Below are 16319 nucleotides of genomic sequence, written 5' to 3' on the forward strand. Positions count from 1 at the left end.
GGCTCAGACGATGGTTCATGCATGGCGCGTCCCCATGACTGTAACGACCCGTTCGACGCCTTGACCATCGGTCACCGAGCTTGCCTTTGCCGCCATTTCGGCAAGCACGCGCGCGTTCTGCATGGCGTCGATGGCCGAAGGCAAATGAGTGTTGATGTCGCAGGCATCACCGACCAGACGCGCTGCGCCAGCATGCGCCAGGGCCAGTGCGCCGGGACGCTGGTTTTCGGCAAGCACCACCAACAGCGAGGGCAGTCCCAAGCAGCATCGCTCCCATGCAGAACCGCCTGCCGCACCAATGGCGAGGTCCGCCTCGCTCATCAGCTCGGCCATGTTGGCCGCATCGACCTTCACGTCCGTAGGCCACGGAAGTTGGCTTGCGGCTTCTTGTACTGACGTCAACTCTGGAGCCCGGCTGCCCATGACGATGGTGATTCTGGTATCCACGTCCAGCGGGCACTGGCGCAGGGTCGTCAGGATTCGTCCGGTGGTGTTGGCCTGATCGACTCCTCCCATCGAAATGAAAGTACTGCGCAACTTGTTGTTGGGCCGACGTGCCAGACTGCGATCGCGCAGCGTCCGGAATTCAGGTCGCAGCAGGGCGTACCTTGGGCCAGTCAAGACGATGGCTTCCGCCGGGACCTTGCCAGCGTAGTCCTGTGCTTTGCGGCCCAGGTTTTGATCCAGCAGCACATGGCATGCATGCTGTCGATCTGCGAGGTCATCGATCACCAAGATACGAGGGACAAGCGCTTGCAATTGCTGCTCCCATGTTGCGTCCAATGCGTAGTGATCCACCACGAGCCAATCCGGACGAATTTGCTCGGCGATGGTTGCCGTGTGCCGCGCGTCTTCCTCCTGACTGGCACCAAGCCATACTGCATGCAGTGGCGCATCTATGGACTGGTCACATACCGTTTTCGCTTCCACTCCGCTGCAAGGCAATGACCAAGTCTTGAATCCTTGTTGCTCCACAATAGACAGCATGTTGCCCGGGTGAAGTCGCGACAAAAAGTGGCACTCCCATCCCTGCTGCCGCAACGCATGTGCCAAGGTAAGGCAACGTTGCACATGGCCGCTGCCGATCTGCAGCGATGCATCGACCCGGAAAAGTACTCTGGTCATATCAACTCGGCCGCTGACTTACCAGCAAGTCCAGCCACCGTCCACGACGATGTTGGCGCCGTTGACAAAAGAAGATGCTGAGGAGGTCAGGAACACCGCAGGTCCACCCAGTTCGCTGGCCCGACCTGTCCGGCCAAGAGGAACACGATCGGCCAACTTTTCGGCAAACCGGGGATTCATCTCCTCGACCGCTTGGGCTGGAAATGGTCCTGGTGAGATGGCATTGACACGAATTCCCTCCTTGCCGAATTCGCATGCGGCGTAGCGTGTCCACTGCAGCAGTGCTGCTTTGGCCGCGCCGTAATAAGGCGGGTTGGCAACGGGCGCGCTGTCGTAGATACGCTGATCGGGACTCACCATGGCATACATGGACGCGATGTTGATCACGGACGCATCCCCCGAACTTTGTACGGCCAAGCGCAGCGAAGGCAGGGCCGCTCTCAAGAGGTTGTGTGAAGCCTCCACCGTGATGGCAAACGCCTTCTCATAGGCCGAAGGACCACTCGATTCGATGGTGCCTGCACCGCCTGCGTAGGCGTTGCTGATCAATCCATGCAGCGCAAGACCCGCCCGGTCGCGAAAAAAAGCGTCAATGGAGGAGGGATCGGTGACGTCGAAAACAGCGGCGTCGGCTAACCCTCCGGCCAGGCGAATACGGTACACCTCGCGCAGCGCGTGGTCGCGTTGGCGTGAATTGATCAGTATGTGCGCGCCTGCCGCTGCAAGCGCACTGGTCATTGCGGAACCCAGGTGGCCGGCTGCGCCCGTGATCAACACCGTCTTTCCTGCAAGCGAGAACAGTTCCAAATGCGCGTTCATACTTCTTCCTTCAGCCAAAGCGCAGGATCCAATGTGGACAAATCCAACTGAGGCCGTGTGGCGCGGACAAGAGCCACTTCATCCGCAGATAGTGGAGGGTGTCCGAACAGGTCGATGTTTTGTTCCAGCTGATCGATGCGCTCAGCGCCGACCACCACGCCATCAATCCATTCAATTGCATTTAGGTAGGCGAGGCATATGTCGGCAACGCTCACTCTTTTGCATTGAACGACCATCTGTTGTATCCAGTCGGTGATCGGCTGCACATGGTCCACATGCGCCTTGCCCCAAGGGCTTGCGTCGTTGGTCAGCAGCAAGCCTTGCAGATACGGGCTTCTCGCATGGATAGTCAAAGGCCGTTCGCGCTTGGCCGCCGCCAAGGCCTGGGCTGATTCTTCCCAACGCCAGTCAACGAGATTGAGTGGTAACTGAACGTGCGATACACCCTCCGTTTGCAGTGCCCACAAGAGTTCGGTCGGGTTCTGCACGGATACGCCCAATCGCTTGATCGATCCCGCGCCTTCGTGAACCCGAAGGCGCTTCCAGACTGCCCCGTGCCATTTGCCCAAGTGATCTGCGCGATGCAGGAGCAACACATCCAGGGATGTCGTCCTGAGGCGGATCATTGACTGAAAGATACTGGCATCGACCAATGCCTGCACCAAAGCCTCGCTGGCGTCTTCGGGACACTGGTTCAGTGGGGACAGTTTGGTCACAACACCGATCTGGCCTTGCTGTCCATCCTTGAGTGCCTCACCGATCACAGCTTCACTCGTGCCATACGCATGGGCTGTATCCAGAGCCGTGGCGCCGTTCATGATGGCGGTTTTGATCAGTTCCGTGCTGGCGGCCAAGCTGGGTTGCCCGTGCTGATTGACAGCGCCATACTTCAGTCCAAGTTGGGCGCAACCCATCACCATTCGACGGGCCGGCGCTGTTGGACGTGGGGAAGGGGTAGCGAGTTTCAGGCGTTCCAGCAGGGAGAACAATGACTCCTGAACGGGCTCATCGATCAATTGAAAAATGGCGCCGATCTTCAAATAGTCATCAAGGCAGTCCACTGTGCAACGGTACTGGCCCATGGCAACCGACTGGTATCCCTGAAAATATGCTGCGCCAAACCGCCGGCGTATGTGAGGAGTGACGTGTTCCTTGTCATAGGCACTCGTGGCATTCGTGCAGGCCTCTCGCAAATGGCGCAGACGGGTTACCTCTGCGCTGACTCCATATGGAAGCCCCGAGGGGATGCCGTTGCACACGAGGTAGTCCAGTTTTCGGATGAGGAAGTCGCGCGCCATCTCATCCAGCAGCGAGCCATCTGGAAACACGTTGTCTGCAGTGAGTCGAAAAACGATGGTGTCGTCGTCCCATGAAGACAGTGCTCTCGTAACCCGGTCCAGTGTGTCATTCAGAGAGCCACGGAAACATTTGACTTGATGACTCGCAAGGGTTTCGCTCAGCAAGTTGTCCGTCGACTGATCGGACGTCGCAACGATGACCCTGAGCCCTGTGTTACCCGCGCGTTTGGCCGCTAGAACGGCCAAGGGAATGCCGCCCATTGGCAGCAGGACCTTCGCAGGTAGCCTGGAAGAGTTTGTCCGCGCCTGTATGACTACAACGGTATTCACTTGAATCCGAACCCTGGATTTCGCAAGACGTTTGGCATCAGCCATGCCCAAAGGTGTGGCAAGCGGCGATCACACGCTCAACCTCTTGCACTGTGTGCCCGGCAGAGATGGGCAGGCTCAACTCGGTCGAGTGCAAGTAGTCAGCGATCGGATAGTCGCCGGAAAGAATGCCTTTCATCGCTTCTTGGCGGTGCGGGGGAATCGGGTAGTGGATTTCTGTCTTGACCCCATGTTCCAGCAGGTGCTGGCGCAGCTCGTCGCGACGAGAGTACCGGATGCCGTAGATATGGAACACGTCAAACTCATCGGGCCGACGCTTCGGTGTGCCGATCCAGTCGGGCAGTCCTGCGAAGTAGACCTCGGCCAGGGCGCGTTTGTGTGCGGTCATGGTGTCCAGGTGGCGGAGTTTGACGCGCAGCAAGGCTGCCTGAAGCTCGTCCAGGCGCGAGTTCACGCCCACGTAGCGGTTCACGTACTTCTGTTTGGATCCATAGTTGCGTGTGTGGCGCAGTCGGTCTGCCAGGGCATCGTCGTTGGTGACGATGGCACCTGCGTCGCCCAAGGCGCCGAGATTCTTGGTTGGGTAGAAGCTGAAGCAACCGGCATCGCCAAACGTGCCGGTCATCTGTGTCCCCAGGCGGGCGCCGTGCGATTGCGCGCAGTCCTCCACCACCTTGAGCCCGTGCTCGCGGGCAAACGCGCCGATGGCGTCCATGCGGCAGGTCTTCCCGAACAGGTGGGTGACGCAGATCGCACGTGTGTTTGCCGTCATGGCCTTCGGCAGGCCGGCTGGGTCGATGTTGAACGTGCTCGGATCAGGCTCCACCAGCACCGGGCGGTGGCCCACTCGCACGATGGCCAGGATGGTGGCGATGTAAGTGTTGGATGCCACCAGTATGTCGCTACCCTTCGGAAGGTCGAGGGCTTCGATGGACAGGATCAGCGCGTCAAGGCCGTTGGCCACGCCGATGCAGTGCCGAGTCCCCACATACTGCGCAAATTCTTCCTCGAATGCCGTGACCTCCTGGCCCAGCACGTACCACCCGTTGCGGATCACACGCACCGCTGTGGCCTCCAGCTCTTCCATGAAGGGCTGGTTGGAGTGGGCCAGGCTTTCGTATTCGACCATGTAGAGCTCAGGCATAGGGCTCGTCGATGTACTCACTCCGATCATAGGAATGCGATGACATGACCAGCAGCACGCTGCCCACGCCGAAGGTCATGGTGTGCCAGTCCTTGGGGTTCACGATCAGGCAGTCGCCAGGGTGCTCCAGCGCCACATGGTCGGAGGCCACGCCGTCGTTCATGTAGATCGTCACGGCGCCATGTACGGCGACCAACGCCTGTGTGGTGTGGCGATGGCGGTGTCCGCCGCGGGTCTGGCCATCTGCACCAAAAATCCAGTAGCTGCGTACGACAGTGAAGGGCAGGGCGCCTTCCATCACCGTGAGCGAGCCACGGGCGTCTGTGAAAGTGGGAAGCTTCAGGGTCGGGAAATGCGACATGGACGTCATTAGAAGATGGTCTGGTAGCCCGACGGCGTGAGGAGGCGGCGCAAGACTTCACCTTGCTGGATGTCCGTGAGGCCTGGAAAGATAGGGAGGGTTATCGCTTCGGCGTAGTAGCGCTCGGCCTGCGGGAAATCCTCGGGCCGGAAACCCATCTGCGCATAGTAGGGCTGACGGTAGACCGGAATGTAGTGCAGGTTCACGCCGATGCCCTCGGCGCGCATGCGCTCGAAGACTTCCCGGTGCGTGGTTTTCATCGCGCCGAGCTTGAGCCGGATCACATACAAATGCAGCGCGGAGTGTGAGTCGGGGTGCTGCCACGGGGTGGTGGCCACGCTGTCCTTGAGCAGGTCGTCATAGCGCTGCGCGATGGCATGCCGCTGTGCGACGAAGTCGTCGAGGCGGCGCATCTGGCTCATGCCCAATGCCGCCTGGATATCCGTCATGCGGTAGTTGAACCCGAGCTCGATCTGTTGGTAATACCACGACCCGTGGGGCGGATGGGTCATTTCCGAGGGGTAGCGGGTGATGCCATGGCTGCGCAACCGCGCCATGTGTTTGGCCAGCTCCAGGTCGTTGGTCACCGCCATGCCGCCCTCGCCCGTCGTGATAATCTTGACGGGGTGAAAACTGAATACGGCGATGTCGCTGTAGCGGCAACTGCCCACCTTGTCACCCTGGTAGCTGCCGCCGATGGCATGCGACGCGTCCTCAACGATCCGGAAGCCGTACTGTTGGGACAGCGCATGAATGGCCTGCATCTCGCAGGACTGACCGGACAGGTGCACAGGGATCACCACCTTGGGAAGACGCCCGCTGGCTTTGGCCTTTGCGAGCTTGTCCGCCAGGCTGGCGGCGCTCATGTTGTAGGTGCGGGGGTCAATGTCGACGAAGTCGACGTCCGCCCCGCAGTAGCGCGCGCAGTTCGCACTGGCCACGAAGGTGATCGGGGATGTCCAGACCAGGTCGCCTGGCCCCAGACCGAGGGCGATGCAGGCGATGTGCAATGCGCTGGTGGCGCTGTTCACGGCCACGGCGTGGTTGGTGCCACAGTAGGCCGCCACGGTCTTCTCAAACTCCGGGACGATGGGCCCCTGCGTCAGGAAGTCTGAGCGCAACGCGGCCACGACGGCAGCGATATCGTCTTCGGAAATGTTCTGTTTACCGTATGGAATCAAACTCATCATGAGCCTCTGGTTTTTTCTTGTGTTCCACAAACTGTTTGCATTGCGTTGGACAAGTATTCACGCACGTCCATGAATCTAAAGGTCTTGCACTTCATGAAACCCGCTCGCCGCCGAATCCTTGGATGAGAGGGTTGGCGATACGCCGTTCAACGGCCAGGCGATTGCAAGCGACTCATCATTCCAGCGAATGCTGCGCTCGTGTTGCTGCGCATAGAAGTCCGTCGATTTGTATAGAAAATCGGCCGACTTGCTCTGCACAAGGAAGCCGTGAGCGAACCCTGAAGGAATCCAGCGAAGCAGCTGATTTTCCTCACTTAGTTCGACGCCTTCCCACTGCCCGAAAGTTGGCGATTGCTTTCGCAGGTCCACCACGACATCAAAAACCGCGCCGCTGACGACCCGAACCAACTTTCCCTGTGGTTGCTGCGCTTGATAGTGCAGCCCCCGCAGCACACCCTTGAAACTTCGGCTGTGGTTGTCCTGCACGAAGTTCACGTTCAGACCAGTAGCCTCGTTGAAGTCCCTCTGGTTGAAGGTCTCGAAGAAGAAGCCACGATCGTCCTTGAATACCTTGGGCTTAATAATCAACACGTCAGGGAAGATGGCAGAAGGCGTGATGTTCATCTGAGCACCGGGTCCTTGAGCAAGCGCAGCAAGTATTGACCATAGCCGCTCTTGAGCATGGGTTGCGCCAGCGCCTCCAGCTCGGCGCTGTCGATCCATCCCTGCCTCCATGAAATTTCCTCAGGGCAAGCGATCTTCAAGCCTTGCCGATGTTCCAGCGTCGCAATGAACTGGCCGGCCTCCAGAAGACTGTCGTGCGTGCCGGTGTCCAGCCATGCATAGCCCCGGTGCATGATTTGAACGTTGAGCTGGCCGAGCTCCAGATAGGCTTGGTTCACAGCAGTGATTTCAAGTTCACCGCGCGGGCTGGGCCTTACCGCCTTGGCGATCTCCACCACCTGCTGGTCATAGAAATACAGGCCGGTAACGGCGTAGTTGCTCTGTGGCAGGGCCGGCTTCTCTTCAATGCTGCGCACCTTGCCCTGAGCGTTGAATGCCACCACGCCATAGCGCTCCGGGTCGTTCACGTGGTACGCAAACACGGTGGCGCCTGAATTCTGTGAATCGGCGCTGGCCAGGAGGCTGCCGAATTCATGTCCGTAGTAAATGTTGTCGCCGAGCACCAGAGCGCTGGGACTGTTGCCCACGAAGTCGGCGCCGATGATGAAGGCCTGCGCCAAGCCGTCGGGGCTGGGCTGCACGGCGTATTGCAGGTTCATGCCCCAGGCGCTGCCGTCGCCCAGCAGTTGCTGAAAGCGTGGCGTGTCCTGCGGCGTGCTGATGATGAGCACGTCGCGGATGCCCGCCAGCATCAGCGTGGTCAGCGGGTAATAAATCATCGGCTTGTCGTACACCGGCAGCAGCTGTTTGCTGATGGCCAGCGTGGCGGGGTGCAGGCGGGTGCCCGAGCCGCCTGCCAGGATGATGCCTTTGCGTTGCGTCATGCGTCTTGTCTCACAGAATTTCGGCAAGCATACGCCGCACGCCGTGTTGCCAGTGGGGCAAGTTCAACCCGAATGTGCTTCGCAAGTGTGAGGTGTCCAGGCGCGAATTCAGCGGCCGGCGAGCGGGCGTCGGAAAGGCGCTGGTGGGAACAGGCACCACGTCCCGGGCCTTGATCGCCAAGTCGGGTTTCAGTGCGCGGACCGTCTCCAGCACGAAGCGCGCATAACCGTTCCACGTGGTTTCGCCCGCGGCCGCCAGGTGGTAGGTGCCGCAGCCAGCGCTGTCGCGCAGGGTCAGACGGATGGCATGCGCCGTCACATCGGCGATCAACTCCGCTCCGGTGGGTGCGCCGACCTGATCGTCGATCACGGTGAGCTGCTCGCGTTCCTGTGCCAGGCGCAGCATGGTCTTGGCGAAGTTGCCGCCGCGCGCGGCGTACACCCAGCTGGTGCGAAAGATCAGGTGGCGCGCAGTGGCCGCCGCGATCAAACGTTCACCTTCCAGTTTGGTCTGGCCGTAGACGCTCAAGGGTCCGGTGGCGGCGCCTTCGGTCCACGGCGCGGTGCCGCTGCCGTCAAACACGTAGTCGGTGGAGTAGTGCACCAGCAGGGCACTCACGGCGCGGGCGGCTTCTGCCAGCACACCGGGGGCCGTGGCGTTCAAGGCGCGCGCCACCTCGGGCTCGTTCTCGGCCTTGTCCACCGCAGTGTGGGCCGCCGCGTTCACGATCACATCGGGCCGCAAGCTCAACGCGGTCTCGCGCAGGCCGTCCAGATCGTTGAGGTCACCGCGGCCGCCGTCCGCCAGCGTGCTGTGCCGGTCCAGCGCCACCAGCTCGCCCAGCGGCGCCAGACTGCGCTGCAGTTCCCAGCCCACCTGCCCGTTTTTGCCCAGCAGCAAGATCCTCATGCAGACACCGGCGCCTCGTATTGCGCCTGCACCCACTGGCGATACGAACCGCTTTGCACGTTCGTCACCCACTCAGGGTGGTCCAGGTACCACTTCACGGTCTTGCGAATCCCGCTCTCGAACGTCTCTACCGGCTTCCAGCCGAGTTCGCGTTCGATCTTGCGTGCGTCGATGGCGTAGCGACGGTCGTGGCCGGGGCGGTCTTTCACGTAGCTGATCTGGCTGGCGTAGGGCTGGCCGTCGCTGCGTGGGCGCAGCTCGTCCAGCAAGGCGCAGACGGTGCGCACGATCTCCAAGTTGGGCTTCTCGTTCCAGCCGCCCACGTTGTAGGTTTCGCCCAGGCGGCCGCCTTCGAGCACGCGGCGGATCGCGCTGCAGTGATCTTTCACGTACAGCCAGTCGCGCACCTGCATGCCGTCGCCGTACACCGGCAGGGGTTTGCCTGCGAGTGCGTTGACGATCATCAGGGGGATGAGCTTCTCGGGAAAATGGAAAGGCCCGTAGTTGTTGCTGCAGTTGGTGGTGAGCACTGGCAGGCCGTGTGTGTGGTGCCAGGCTCGCACCAGGTGGTCGCTGGCGGCCTTGCTGGCCGAATAGGGGCTGTTGGGTTCGAAACCGTGGCTCTCGGTGAAGGCGGGCGCGTCGGGCGCCAGGCTGCCGTACACCTCGTCGGTGCTCACGTGAAGGAAGCGGAACGCGGCATTTTCTTCGGCGGCAAGACCGGACCAGTGCGCGCGCACCGCTTCCAGCAAACGGAAGGTGCCGACGATGTTGGTCTGGATGAAGTCTTCGGCGCCATGGATGGAGCGGTCCACATGGCTCTCGGCCGCGAAGTTGATCACCGCGCGCGGCCGGTGCTCGGCCAGCAGGCGGGCCACCAGGGCACTGTCGCCGATGTCGCCCTGTACAAACACATGGCGTGCGTCGCCCTGCAGGCTGGCCAGGTTTTCAAGGTTGCCCGCGTAGGTCAGCTTGTCGAGGTTGACGACAGGCTCGGCCGACTGGGCCAGCCAGTCGAGCACGAAGTTGCCGCCAATGAAGCCGGCGCCGCCAGTGACGAGAATCATGAAACTTCCCTAAGGGTGGCGTTCTTGGGGCAGCCCGGGGACCGCCGTGAACCACGCATTATCTTTGCCAAACCGCCGATTCCAGCGGATTCACCGAGCGGATCAGTGACCGTGTGAAACCGTCTCGCCGGCCTTGAGACGGTAGACCGTGCCGCAGTAGGGGCACTTGGCTTCGCCGCTGTGGCCCACGTCCAGGTACACCTTGGGGTGGCTGTTCCAGAGTTTCATGTCGGCCAGTTTGTTCGGGCAGAACACGCCGCCCTGGGCGTTGAGGTCGCTGGCTTTGAGTTCGATGGCGGGGGTGGTCATGGTGTTCAGACCTTCGTCAACCAGTGGGCGTACTTGGGGTTGCGGCCATTGACGACGTCGAAGAACGCGCTCTGGATCTTCTCGGTGATCGGGCCGCGGGTGCCCACGTAGTCGGCCTTGCCGAGTTCGATGCGGTCGAGTTCGCGGATGGGCGTCACTTCGGCGGCGGTGCCGGTGAAGAAGGCCTCGTCGGCGATGTAGACCTCGTCTCGCGTGATGCGCTTCTGCACGATCTCCAGACCCAGGTCCTTGGCGATGTGGAACACGGTGTTGCGGGTGATGCCATTGAGCGCACCGGCCGACAGGTCGGGCGTGTAGATCACGCCGTTTTTCACCACGAAGATGTTTTCGCCAGCGCCTTCGCTCACAAATCCCGAGGCGTCGAGCAGCAGCGCTTCGTCGTAGCCCTCGTCGGTCACTTCCATGTTGGCCAGGATGCTGTTGGTGTAGTTGCTCACCGCCTTGGCCTGGGTCATGGTGATGTTGACGTGGTGGCGGGTGTAGCTGCTGGTCTTCACGCGGATGCCGCGCTTCAAGCCTTCTTCACCGAGGTACGCGCCCCAGGCCCAGGCCGCCACCATCAGGTGAACGGTGTTGCCCTTGGGTGACACGCCCAGCTTCTTGTCACCGATCCAGGTCAACGGGCGGATGTAGCAGCTCTCCAGCTTGTTCTCGCGCACCACGGCTTTTTGCGCTTCCATGGCTTCTTCCATGGTGAAGGGCAGCTTCATGCGCAGGATCTTGGCGCTGTTGAACAGGCGCTCGGTGTGCTCTTCCAGGCGAAAGATCGCCGTGCCACCGACCGCGTTGTAGGCCCGGACCCCCTCGAAGGCACCGCAGCCGTAGTGCAGCGTGTGGGTCAGCACGTGGATCTTGGCGTCGCGCCAGTCCACCATCTGGCCGTCCATCCAGATCTTGCCGTCGCGGTCGGACATCGAGGGAACGATGGGGCTCATGGGGGTCCTTTGGGTTGTTCGTGAGGGGCGCTCACCACCGGGGTGAGACACCAAACCGGCGATTTTACGGCGCCGGGCTGCCCTGGACCGCCGCCTCCGGGTCCGGCCGCGCCAGATGCCAGCGCACCAGCTTGCCGCCCGCGAACTCGGCCTCCACGGTGGACAGGCCGTTGTCGGTCCAGCGGTACACCTCGGGCTCGGAACCCTCGGCCGAGACGCGCTGGCCCAGCGCGCGCGTCATGGCGATCACGTGCATCAGCGTCACACCGGGTTTGAGCTTGGCGTTGAGCATCACCGCGCTGTCCACGTGGCCGATGGGGCGGTGCGCGGCGCGCTTGAGCACCGTCATGAGGCGGGTGAAGTGCAGCAGCAGCCACATGAAGAGACCCCCGCTGACAGCGGCCACGGCTGGCCAGCCCGAGGCACGGTGCGCCACCACCAGCAGCGCGGCGCAGCCCAGGGGCATGAGGAATTTCTTGACTTGCATGGGGGGATTGTCCATGCGCGCGCTGGCCGCACCGCTGCGGTTTGTACGCAGGCGCCGCGCTCAGGCCAGGCTGCGGGCCAGCTCCATGGCCTCTTCAATGCGGTCCACGCCGTGCACTGTCAGGCCTTCGAACGATTTGTCGTTCTTCTTGGGCAGGTTGGCCTTGGGCACCACCGCCACGCTGAAGCCCAGCTTGGCCGCTTCCTTCAACCGCTCCTGGCCGCGTGGCGCCGGGCGCACCTCACCGGCCAGGCCCACCTCGCCAAATGCGATGAAACCCTTGGGCAGCGGTTTGCCGCGCAGGCTGGAGGTGATGGCCAGCATCACCGCCAGGTCGGCCGCCGGTTCGCTGATGCGCACGCCGCCCACGGCGTTGACGAACACATCCTGGTCCATGCAGGCCACGCCCGCGTGGCGGTGCAGCACCGCCAGCAGCATGGCCAGGCGGTCGCGGTCCAGGCCCACGGACAGGCGCCGGGGCGATGGGCCTCCTGTGTCCACCAGCGCCTGGATCTCCACCAGCATGGGCCGCGTGCCCTCCAGCGTCACCATCACGCAGCTGCCCGGCACCGGTTCGCTGTGCTGGCTCAAGAAGATCGCGCTCGGGTTGCTCACGCCCTTCAGGCCTTTTTCGGTCATGGCGAACACGCCTATCTCGTTGACCGCGCCAAAGCGGTTCTTGATCGCGCGGATCAGGCGAAAGCTGCTGTGCGTGTCGCCTTCGAAATACAGCACGGTGTCGACCATGTGTTCCAGCACACGTGGGCCGGCCAGCGCGCCCTCCTTGGTCACGTGGCCCACGAGCACGATGGCCGTGCCGCTGGCCTTGGCCGCGCGCGTCAGGTGGGCCGCGCATTCGCGCACCTGCGCCACCGAGCCCGGTGCAGACGTGAGCTGCTCGGAATACACCGTCTGGATCGAGTCGATCACGGCAATGCCCGGCTTCACATGGTCCAGCGTGGCCAGGATCTTCTCCAGCTGGATCTCGGCCAGCACGCTCACCTGCGAACCGTCCAGGCCCAGCCGGCGCGAGCGCAGCGCCACCTGGGCGCCACTCTCTTCGCCCGTGACGTAGAGGGTCTTCACATTCGCGCGTTGCAACGAATCCAGCGCCTGCAGCAGCAGGGTGGACTTGCCGATGCCCGGGTCGCCGCCGATTAGCACCACGCCGCCTTCCACGATGCCGCCGCCCAGCACCCGGTCGAGTTCGTCGTGGCCGGTGGGCGTGCGCTGCACGTCGGTGGCGTCGATGTCGGCCAGGGTGGTGACCTCGGCGGTCTTGGCCAGCGAGGCAAAGCGGTTTTTCGATGGCGCGGTGGACTCGGCCACGGATTCCACCAGCGTGTTCCAGGCGTTGCAGTGCGGGCATTTGCCCAGCCACTTGGGGCTGGAGCCGCCGCATTCGTTGCAGGTGTATTGGGTTTTGTCTTTGGCCATGGTGCTGGGCAATATAGTCGACACCCTCATGCCCTCACGCCCCCCCGCCGCCTCCCTGCTTGTGCTGCCGCCCAGCGCACAGCCCCTGTCCGCCGCAGCCCGCGCCTACAACCTGCAGCTCACCCGCATCGACAAGCTCAAGAGCCAGCTCGCCGAACTGGACGTGCTGGGCCAGCTGCACCGCCAGGAACTGCATGGTGCGATCGACCCGCTGCGCCGCCAGCTGGCGCAGGGTCAGCGCGAACTGGCGCTGGCGCTGGACGGTTTTCTGCAGGGCAAGGAGCTCAGCAGGGGTCAGGCCGACACGGCGCGTGCTGTGCTTTGCCAGATTGCTCGCCAGCTGGTTGAAGCTGGCGGCCCGGGCGGCGATGCGATGCGCGATCTGCACGACCGCCACAGCCCACGCACCCTGGCCCAGATCCGGCAGGATGCGGCCGATGCGCTGCGCGCGCGACTGGAGTCGGTGCTGGGCGAGCCGCTGGACGACGAAGGCCAGGACCTCAGCGCCGAGCAACTGCTGCGCGCCGGCATGGCGCGCCTGCGGCGGGCGCAGGAAGAAGAACAGGACAAGAAGCGCGAAGCCGCGCAGGCCAAACGCGAGCGCAAGAAGCCCGGTGCCGCGCTGCGCCAGACCGAGCAACATGACGCCGACACGCTGTTGCGCCGCCTGTTCCGCCAGCTCGCCAGCGCCCTGCACCCCGACCGCGAAACCGATCCGCAGGCCCGCCTGAAGAAGACCGCGCTCATGAGCGAGGCCAACGCGGCGTATGAAAAGCGCGACCTCGTCACGCTGCTGCACATCCAGAGCCGCGCCGAGCTGGCCGACCCGGCGGCGGTGCACAAACTCTCCGACGAACGCCTGGCCTCGCTCACCTTGCTGCTCAAGGCCCAGGTGGCCGAGCTGGAGCGCGAGCGTGCGGGCCGCCAGAACGCGCTGGCCGACGAGTTTGACCTGCCCGAAGGCTTGTCACCGAACGCCAATACCCTGCTGCAAAACCGGATCGATCAGGCGAGGGCCCTGGAGGCCGAACTCGCCGGCATCGAACACGACCTGGAGCAGGTGGGCAACGGCGTGCGGGTGAAGCGCTGGCTCAACGCGCAGCGCGACGCCGTCATGCGCGAGCGCTGAAGCCCTCGATCAACAACCGGGTGATCTCGGCCGCCGGCAGGTCGCGGCAACCGCTGGCGTTCTGCCCCGACCACAGCGGCGAAAAATCGCCGCTGCCCTTGGCCTCCCAGTGCGCCCGCAGCGGCGCCATGGCCGCGCCGGCCAGCGGGAACGCGGGCGCCACCGGGTTCATGGGGCCGAGTTCCCGCATCACGCGGTTGACGATGCCGCGCGCGGGGCGGCCGGTGAACAGGTGCGTCAGGGCAGTGTGGTGCGCCGCCTCGCTTTGCAGCGCGGCGCGGTGCAGGGCGCTGGTGGTGGCCTCATTGCAGCAGAGGTAGGCTGTGCCCACTTGCACGCCCGAGGCGCCCAGCGCCATGGCCGCGGCCACCCCCGCCGCATCGGCAATGCCGCCGGCAGCGACCACCGGCAGGCTCACGGCGGCCACGACCTGCGGCAGCAACGCAAAGGTGCCCACCTGCGTGGTGAGGTCGTCGGTGAGGAACATGCCACGGTGGCCGCCGGCTTCCACGCCCTGGGCAATGATCACATCGGCGCCAAAGGCCTCCAGCCAGTGCGCCTCTTCCACCGTGGTGGCCGACGCCAGCACCACACTGCCCCAGCTTTTCACGCGGTCCAGCAGGTCCAGGTCGGGCAGGCCGAAGTGGAAGCTCACCACCTTGGGCTTGAAGCGTTCCAGCAGGTTGGCCGATGTGCTGTTGAACGGCACGCGCCCCGGGCCGGCGGGCACGGCGTCGATGTCCAGCCCGGCCTCGCGGTAGTAGGTGGCCAGCCAGGCACGCCAGGCGGCTTCGCGCGCTTCATCGGGCACCGGCGGTGTGTGGCAGAAGAAGTTGACGTTGTACGGGCGCGCGGTGCCGGCGGCCAGCGCGGTCAGTTCGCGCTCCAGCGCGTCGGGCGCGAGCATGGCGCAGGGCAGCGAGCCCAGCGCGCCCGCGTTGCTCACGGCCACCGCGAGCGCGGCGCCCTGCACGCCCGCCATGGGCGCCTGGATCAGGGGGACATCGGTACCGAGCAACGAGGTGAGTGCGTTCATGCGCGGATTCTCCGCGAGCACCCCGGCCGGGTAAACCCTCAAAGGTGTAACACCGCATTCATTTAACATGTTAACTAAATGAGCGAGACCACCCCCTTCATCCACCGCAACCTGCCGCGCCTGCTGCTCGAGGCGCGCGAGGCCGTGATGCTGCACACCCGGCCCAGCCTGCGTGAGCACGGTTTGAGCGACCAGCAGTGGCGCGTGCTGCGCGTGCTCGGCGAACACGCGCGCCTGCCCGGTGGTGTGGAGACCGGCCGGGTGGCCCGTGAGGCGTTTCTGCTCGGGCCCAGCCTCACCGGCGTGCTCACACGCATGGAGCGCGACGGTTTGATCGCGCGTGGCCGCTGCCCGCAGGATGCCCGCCGCACCGTGGTGCGCGCCACGCCCGCCGGGCTCAAGCTGGTCAAGCGCCTGTCCAGCACCATCGAAGCGCACTACGCCTGGATGGAAGAGCGCCTGGGCAAGGCGCGGCTGGCGCAGCTGTATGTGTTGCTCGACGACGTGATCGCGCTGGAGTTGCCGGTCGACGTCGAGCCAGCGGAGGAGGACACCGAATGAACACCCACTGGATGCCCGAAGGCACGGTTTACGGCACGCTGCTCAACTTCCAGCGCGAGCACGCGCTGTGGGCGCCGCGCATGAACGAGGCGCCGTACAAGGCGCCGCCGAGCGCACCCGTGCTCTACATCAAGACCGCCAACACCTTCACCGCTGCGGGTCACAGCATCCCCTTGCCTCCGGGCCAACCGGTGGCGGTGGCCGCCGCGCTCGGGCTGGTGATGGGCGCCACCGGCGTGGCGGGTGCCGCGCTGTTCAACGACGTGGCCATCGTGCACGACAGCTACTACCGCCCGCCGGTGAAGTTCCGCTGTGTGGACGGTTTCTTCGGCGTTGGTCCCGAAAGTGTGCCGCTGCAGCGCCTGGGCGGGCTGGAGGGCCTGGCCAGCTTGCAGCTGGAGCTGCGCATCAACGGCGTGCACCGGCAAACCACGGCATTGGCCGAGCTGGTGCGCGACGCCGCCACCTTGGTGGCCGATGTCAACGCATTCATGACGCTGCGCGCCGGTGATGTGTTGATGCTGGGCAGCGACTGCTTGCCCGACGGCACGCGCCCGCTGGTGCACGCGGGCGACACGGTGGAGATCAGCGCCACCGGTTTCAAACCGGCGGTGCACAGCTTCCACGCGGAGCAGACGGTATGAAGGAGAGG

At 63.7% G+C, this 16319-nt stretch carries 18 protein-coding genes; 3 read left to right on the top strand and 15 right to left on the bottom strand.

Annotated features, from left to right (window positions below):
- Positions 1-15: 15 nt before the first annotated feature.
- The 14 genes from pseG to radA all read right to left on the bottom strand — a co-directional run bounded on the left by pseG (position 16) and on the right by radA (position 12941).
- Complete coding sequence (gene pseG, locus BSY239_RS21115; RefSeq protein WP_069048542.1) at positions 16-1125, bottom strand: UDP-2,4-diacetamido-2,4,6-trideoxy-beta-L-altropyranose hydrolase; 1110 nt, start codon at positions 1123-1125, stop codon at positions 16-18.
- An 18-nt stretch (positions 1126-1143) separates the two neighbouring features.
- A complete protein-coding gene (locus BSY239_RS21120) occupies positions 1144-1944 on the bottom strand; it encodes an SDR family NAD(P)-dependent oxidoreductase (protein ID WP_069048543.1) in 801 nt (266 codons plus the stop codon).
- Complete coding sequence (locus tag BSY239_RS21125; RefSeq protein WP_083240112.1) at positions 1941-3617, bottom strand: aldo/keto reductase; 1677 nt, start codon at positions 3615-3617, stop codon at positions 1941-1943. The genes BSY239_RS21120 and BSY239_RS21125 overlap by 4 nt, the downstream gene beginning before the upstream one ends.
- Positions 3610-4716 carry a DegT/DnrJ/EryC1/StrS family aminotransferase gene (locus BSY239_RS21130; protein ID WP_236944117.1) on the bottom strand — a complete coding sequence of 369 codons (1107 nt, stop codon included), beginning with the start codon at positions 4714-4716 and terminating at the stop codon, positions 3610-3612. The genes BSY239_RS21125 and BSY239_RS21130 overlap by 8 nt, the downstream gene beginning before the upstream one ends.
- Positions 4709-5077: a sugar 3,4-ketoisomerase gene (locus BSY239_RS21135; RefSeq protein ID WP_069048545.1), complete on the bottom strand. Its 369-nt coding sequence runs from the start codon at positions 5075-5077 to the stop codon at positions 4709-4711. Before BSY239_RS21135 ends, BSY239_RS21130 begins: the two co-directional genes overlap by 8 nt.
- 8 nt (positions 5078-5085) lie before the next feature.
- On the bottom strand, positions 5086-6264 hold the full coding sequence (gene pseC / locus BSY239_RS21140; protein WP_069049143.1) for a UDP-4-amino-4,6-dideoxy-N-acetyl-beta-L-altrosamine transaminase: 1179 nt from the start codon (positions 6262-6264) through the stop codon (positions 5086-5088).
- A 78-nt stretch (positions 6265-6342) separates the two neighbouring features.
- Positions 6343-6891 (bottom strand): dTDP-4-dehydrorhamnose 3,5-epimerase, encoded by a 549-nt coding sequence (gene rfbC, locus BSY239_RS21145; protein WP_069048546.1) that lies wholly within the window; start codon positions 6889-6891, stop codon positions 6343-6345.
- On the bottom strand, positions 6888-7775 hold the full coding sequence (gene rfbA / locus BSY239_RS21150; RefSeq protein WP_069048547.1) for a glucose-1-phosphate thymidylyltransferase RfbA: 888 nt from the start codon (positions 7773-7775) through the stop codon (positions 6888-6890). The genes rfbC and rfbA overlap by 4 nt, the downstream gene beginning before the upstream one ends.
- A 10-nt stretch (positions 7776-7785) precedes the next feature.
- Complete coding sequence (gene rfbD / locus BSY239_RS21155) at positions 7786-8685, bottom strand: dTDP-4-dehydrorhamnose reductase (protein WP_069048548.1); 900 nt, start codon at positions 8683-8685, stop codon at positions 7786-7788.
- The gene (rfbB, locus tag BSY239_RS21160) at positions 8682-9752 is read right to left on the bottom strand and encodes a dTDP-glucose 4,6-dehydratase (protein WP_069048549.1); all 1071 of its coding nucleotides are present in this window, start codon (positions 9750-9752) and stop codon (positions 8682-8684) included. Before rfbB ends, rfbD begins: the two co-directional genes overlap by 4 nt.
- Before the next feature lie 102 nt (positions 9753-9854).
- Complete coding sequence (locus BSY239_RS21165; RefSeq protein WP_069048550.1) at positions 9855-10061, bottom strand: zinc-finger domain-containing protein; 207 nt, start codon at positions 10059-10061, stop codon at positions 9855-9857.
- A gap of 5 nt (positions 10062-10066) precedes the next feature.
- Positions 10067-11017, bottom strand: coding sequence for a branched-chain amino acid transaminase (locus tag BSY239_RS21170; RefSeq protein ID WP_069048551.1), 951 nt, complete (start codon positions 11015-11017; stop codon positions 10067-10069).
- Positions 11018-11081: 64 nt separating this feature from the next.
- Positions 11082-11504: a glycerate kinase gene (locus tag BSY239_RS21175; protein ID WP_069048552.1), complete on the bottom strand. Its 423-nt coding sequence runs from the start codon at positions 11502-11504 to the stop codon at positions 11082-11084.
- A gap of 60 nt (positions 11505-11564) precedes the next feature.
- Positions 11565-12941 carry a DNA repair protein RadA gene (gene radA, locus BSY239_RS21180; protein ID WP_069048553.1) on the bottom strand — a complete coding sequence of 459 codons (1377 nt, stop codon included), beginning with the start codon at positions 12939-12941 and terminating at the stop codon, positions 11565-11567.
- Between the two features lie 28 nt (positions 12942-12969).
- Here radA and BSY239_RS21185 point away from each other — a divergent pair, with 28 nt between their 5' ends.
- Complete coding sequence (locus tag BSY239_RS21185) at positions 12970-14070, top strand: hypothetical protein (RefSeq protein ID WP_156775557.1); 1101 nt, start codon at positions 12970-12972, stop codon at positions 14068-14070.
- On the opposite strand, the gene BSY239_RS21190 is transcribed toward BSY239_RS21185, so the two are convergent.
- Complete coding sequence (locus BSY239_RS21190; protein ID WP_069049144.1) at positions 14054-15106, bottom strand: NAD(P)H-dependent flavin oxidoreductase; 1053 nt, start codon at positions 15104-15106, stop codon at positions 14054-14056. The genes BSY239_RS21185 and BSY239_RS21190 overlap by 17 nt on opposite strands.
- A 78-nt stretch (positions 15107-15184) precedes the next feature.
- On the opposite strand from BSY239_RS21190, the gene hpaR reads away from it, so the two are divergent.
- Both hpaR and BSY239_RS21200 read left to right on the top strand, forming a co-directional pair.
- On the top strand, positions 15185-15667 hold the full coding sequence (hpaR, locus tag BSY239_RS21195; protein WP_069048555.1) for a homoprotocatechuate degradation operon regulator HpaR: 483 nt from the start codon (positions 15185-15187) through the stop codon (positions 15665-15667).
- Positions 15664-16311, top strand: coding sequence for a fumarylacetoacetate hydrolase family protein (locus BSY239_RS21200; protein WP_069048556.1), 648 nt, complete (start codon positions 15664-15666; stop codon positions 16309-16311). Before hpaR ends, BSY239_RS21200 begins: the two co-directional genes overlap by 4 nt.
- The last annotated feature ends 8 nt before the right edge of the window (positions 16312-16319 follow it).

The sequence above is a fragment of the Hydrogenophaga sp. RAC07 genome, from assembly GCF_001713375.1.
GTDB lineage: Bacteria > Pseudomonadota > Gammaproteobacteria > Burkholderiales > Burkholderiaceae_C > Hydrogenophaga.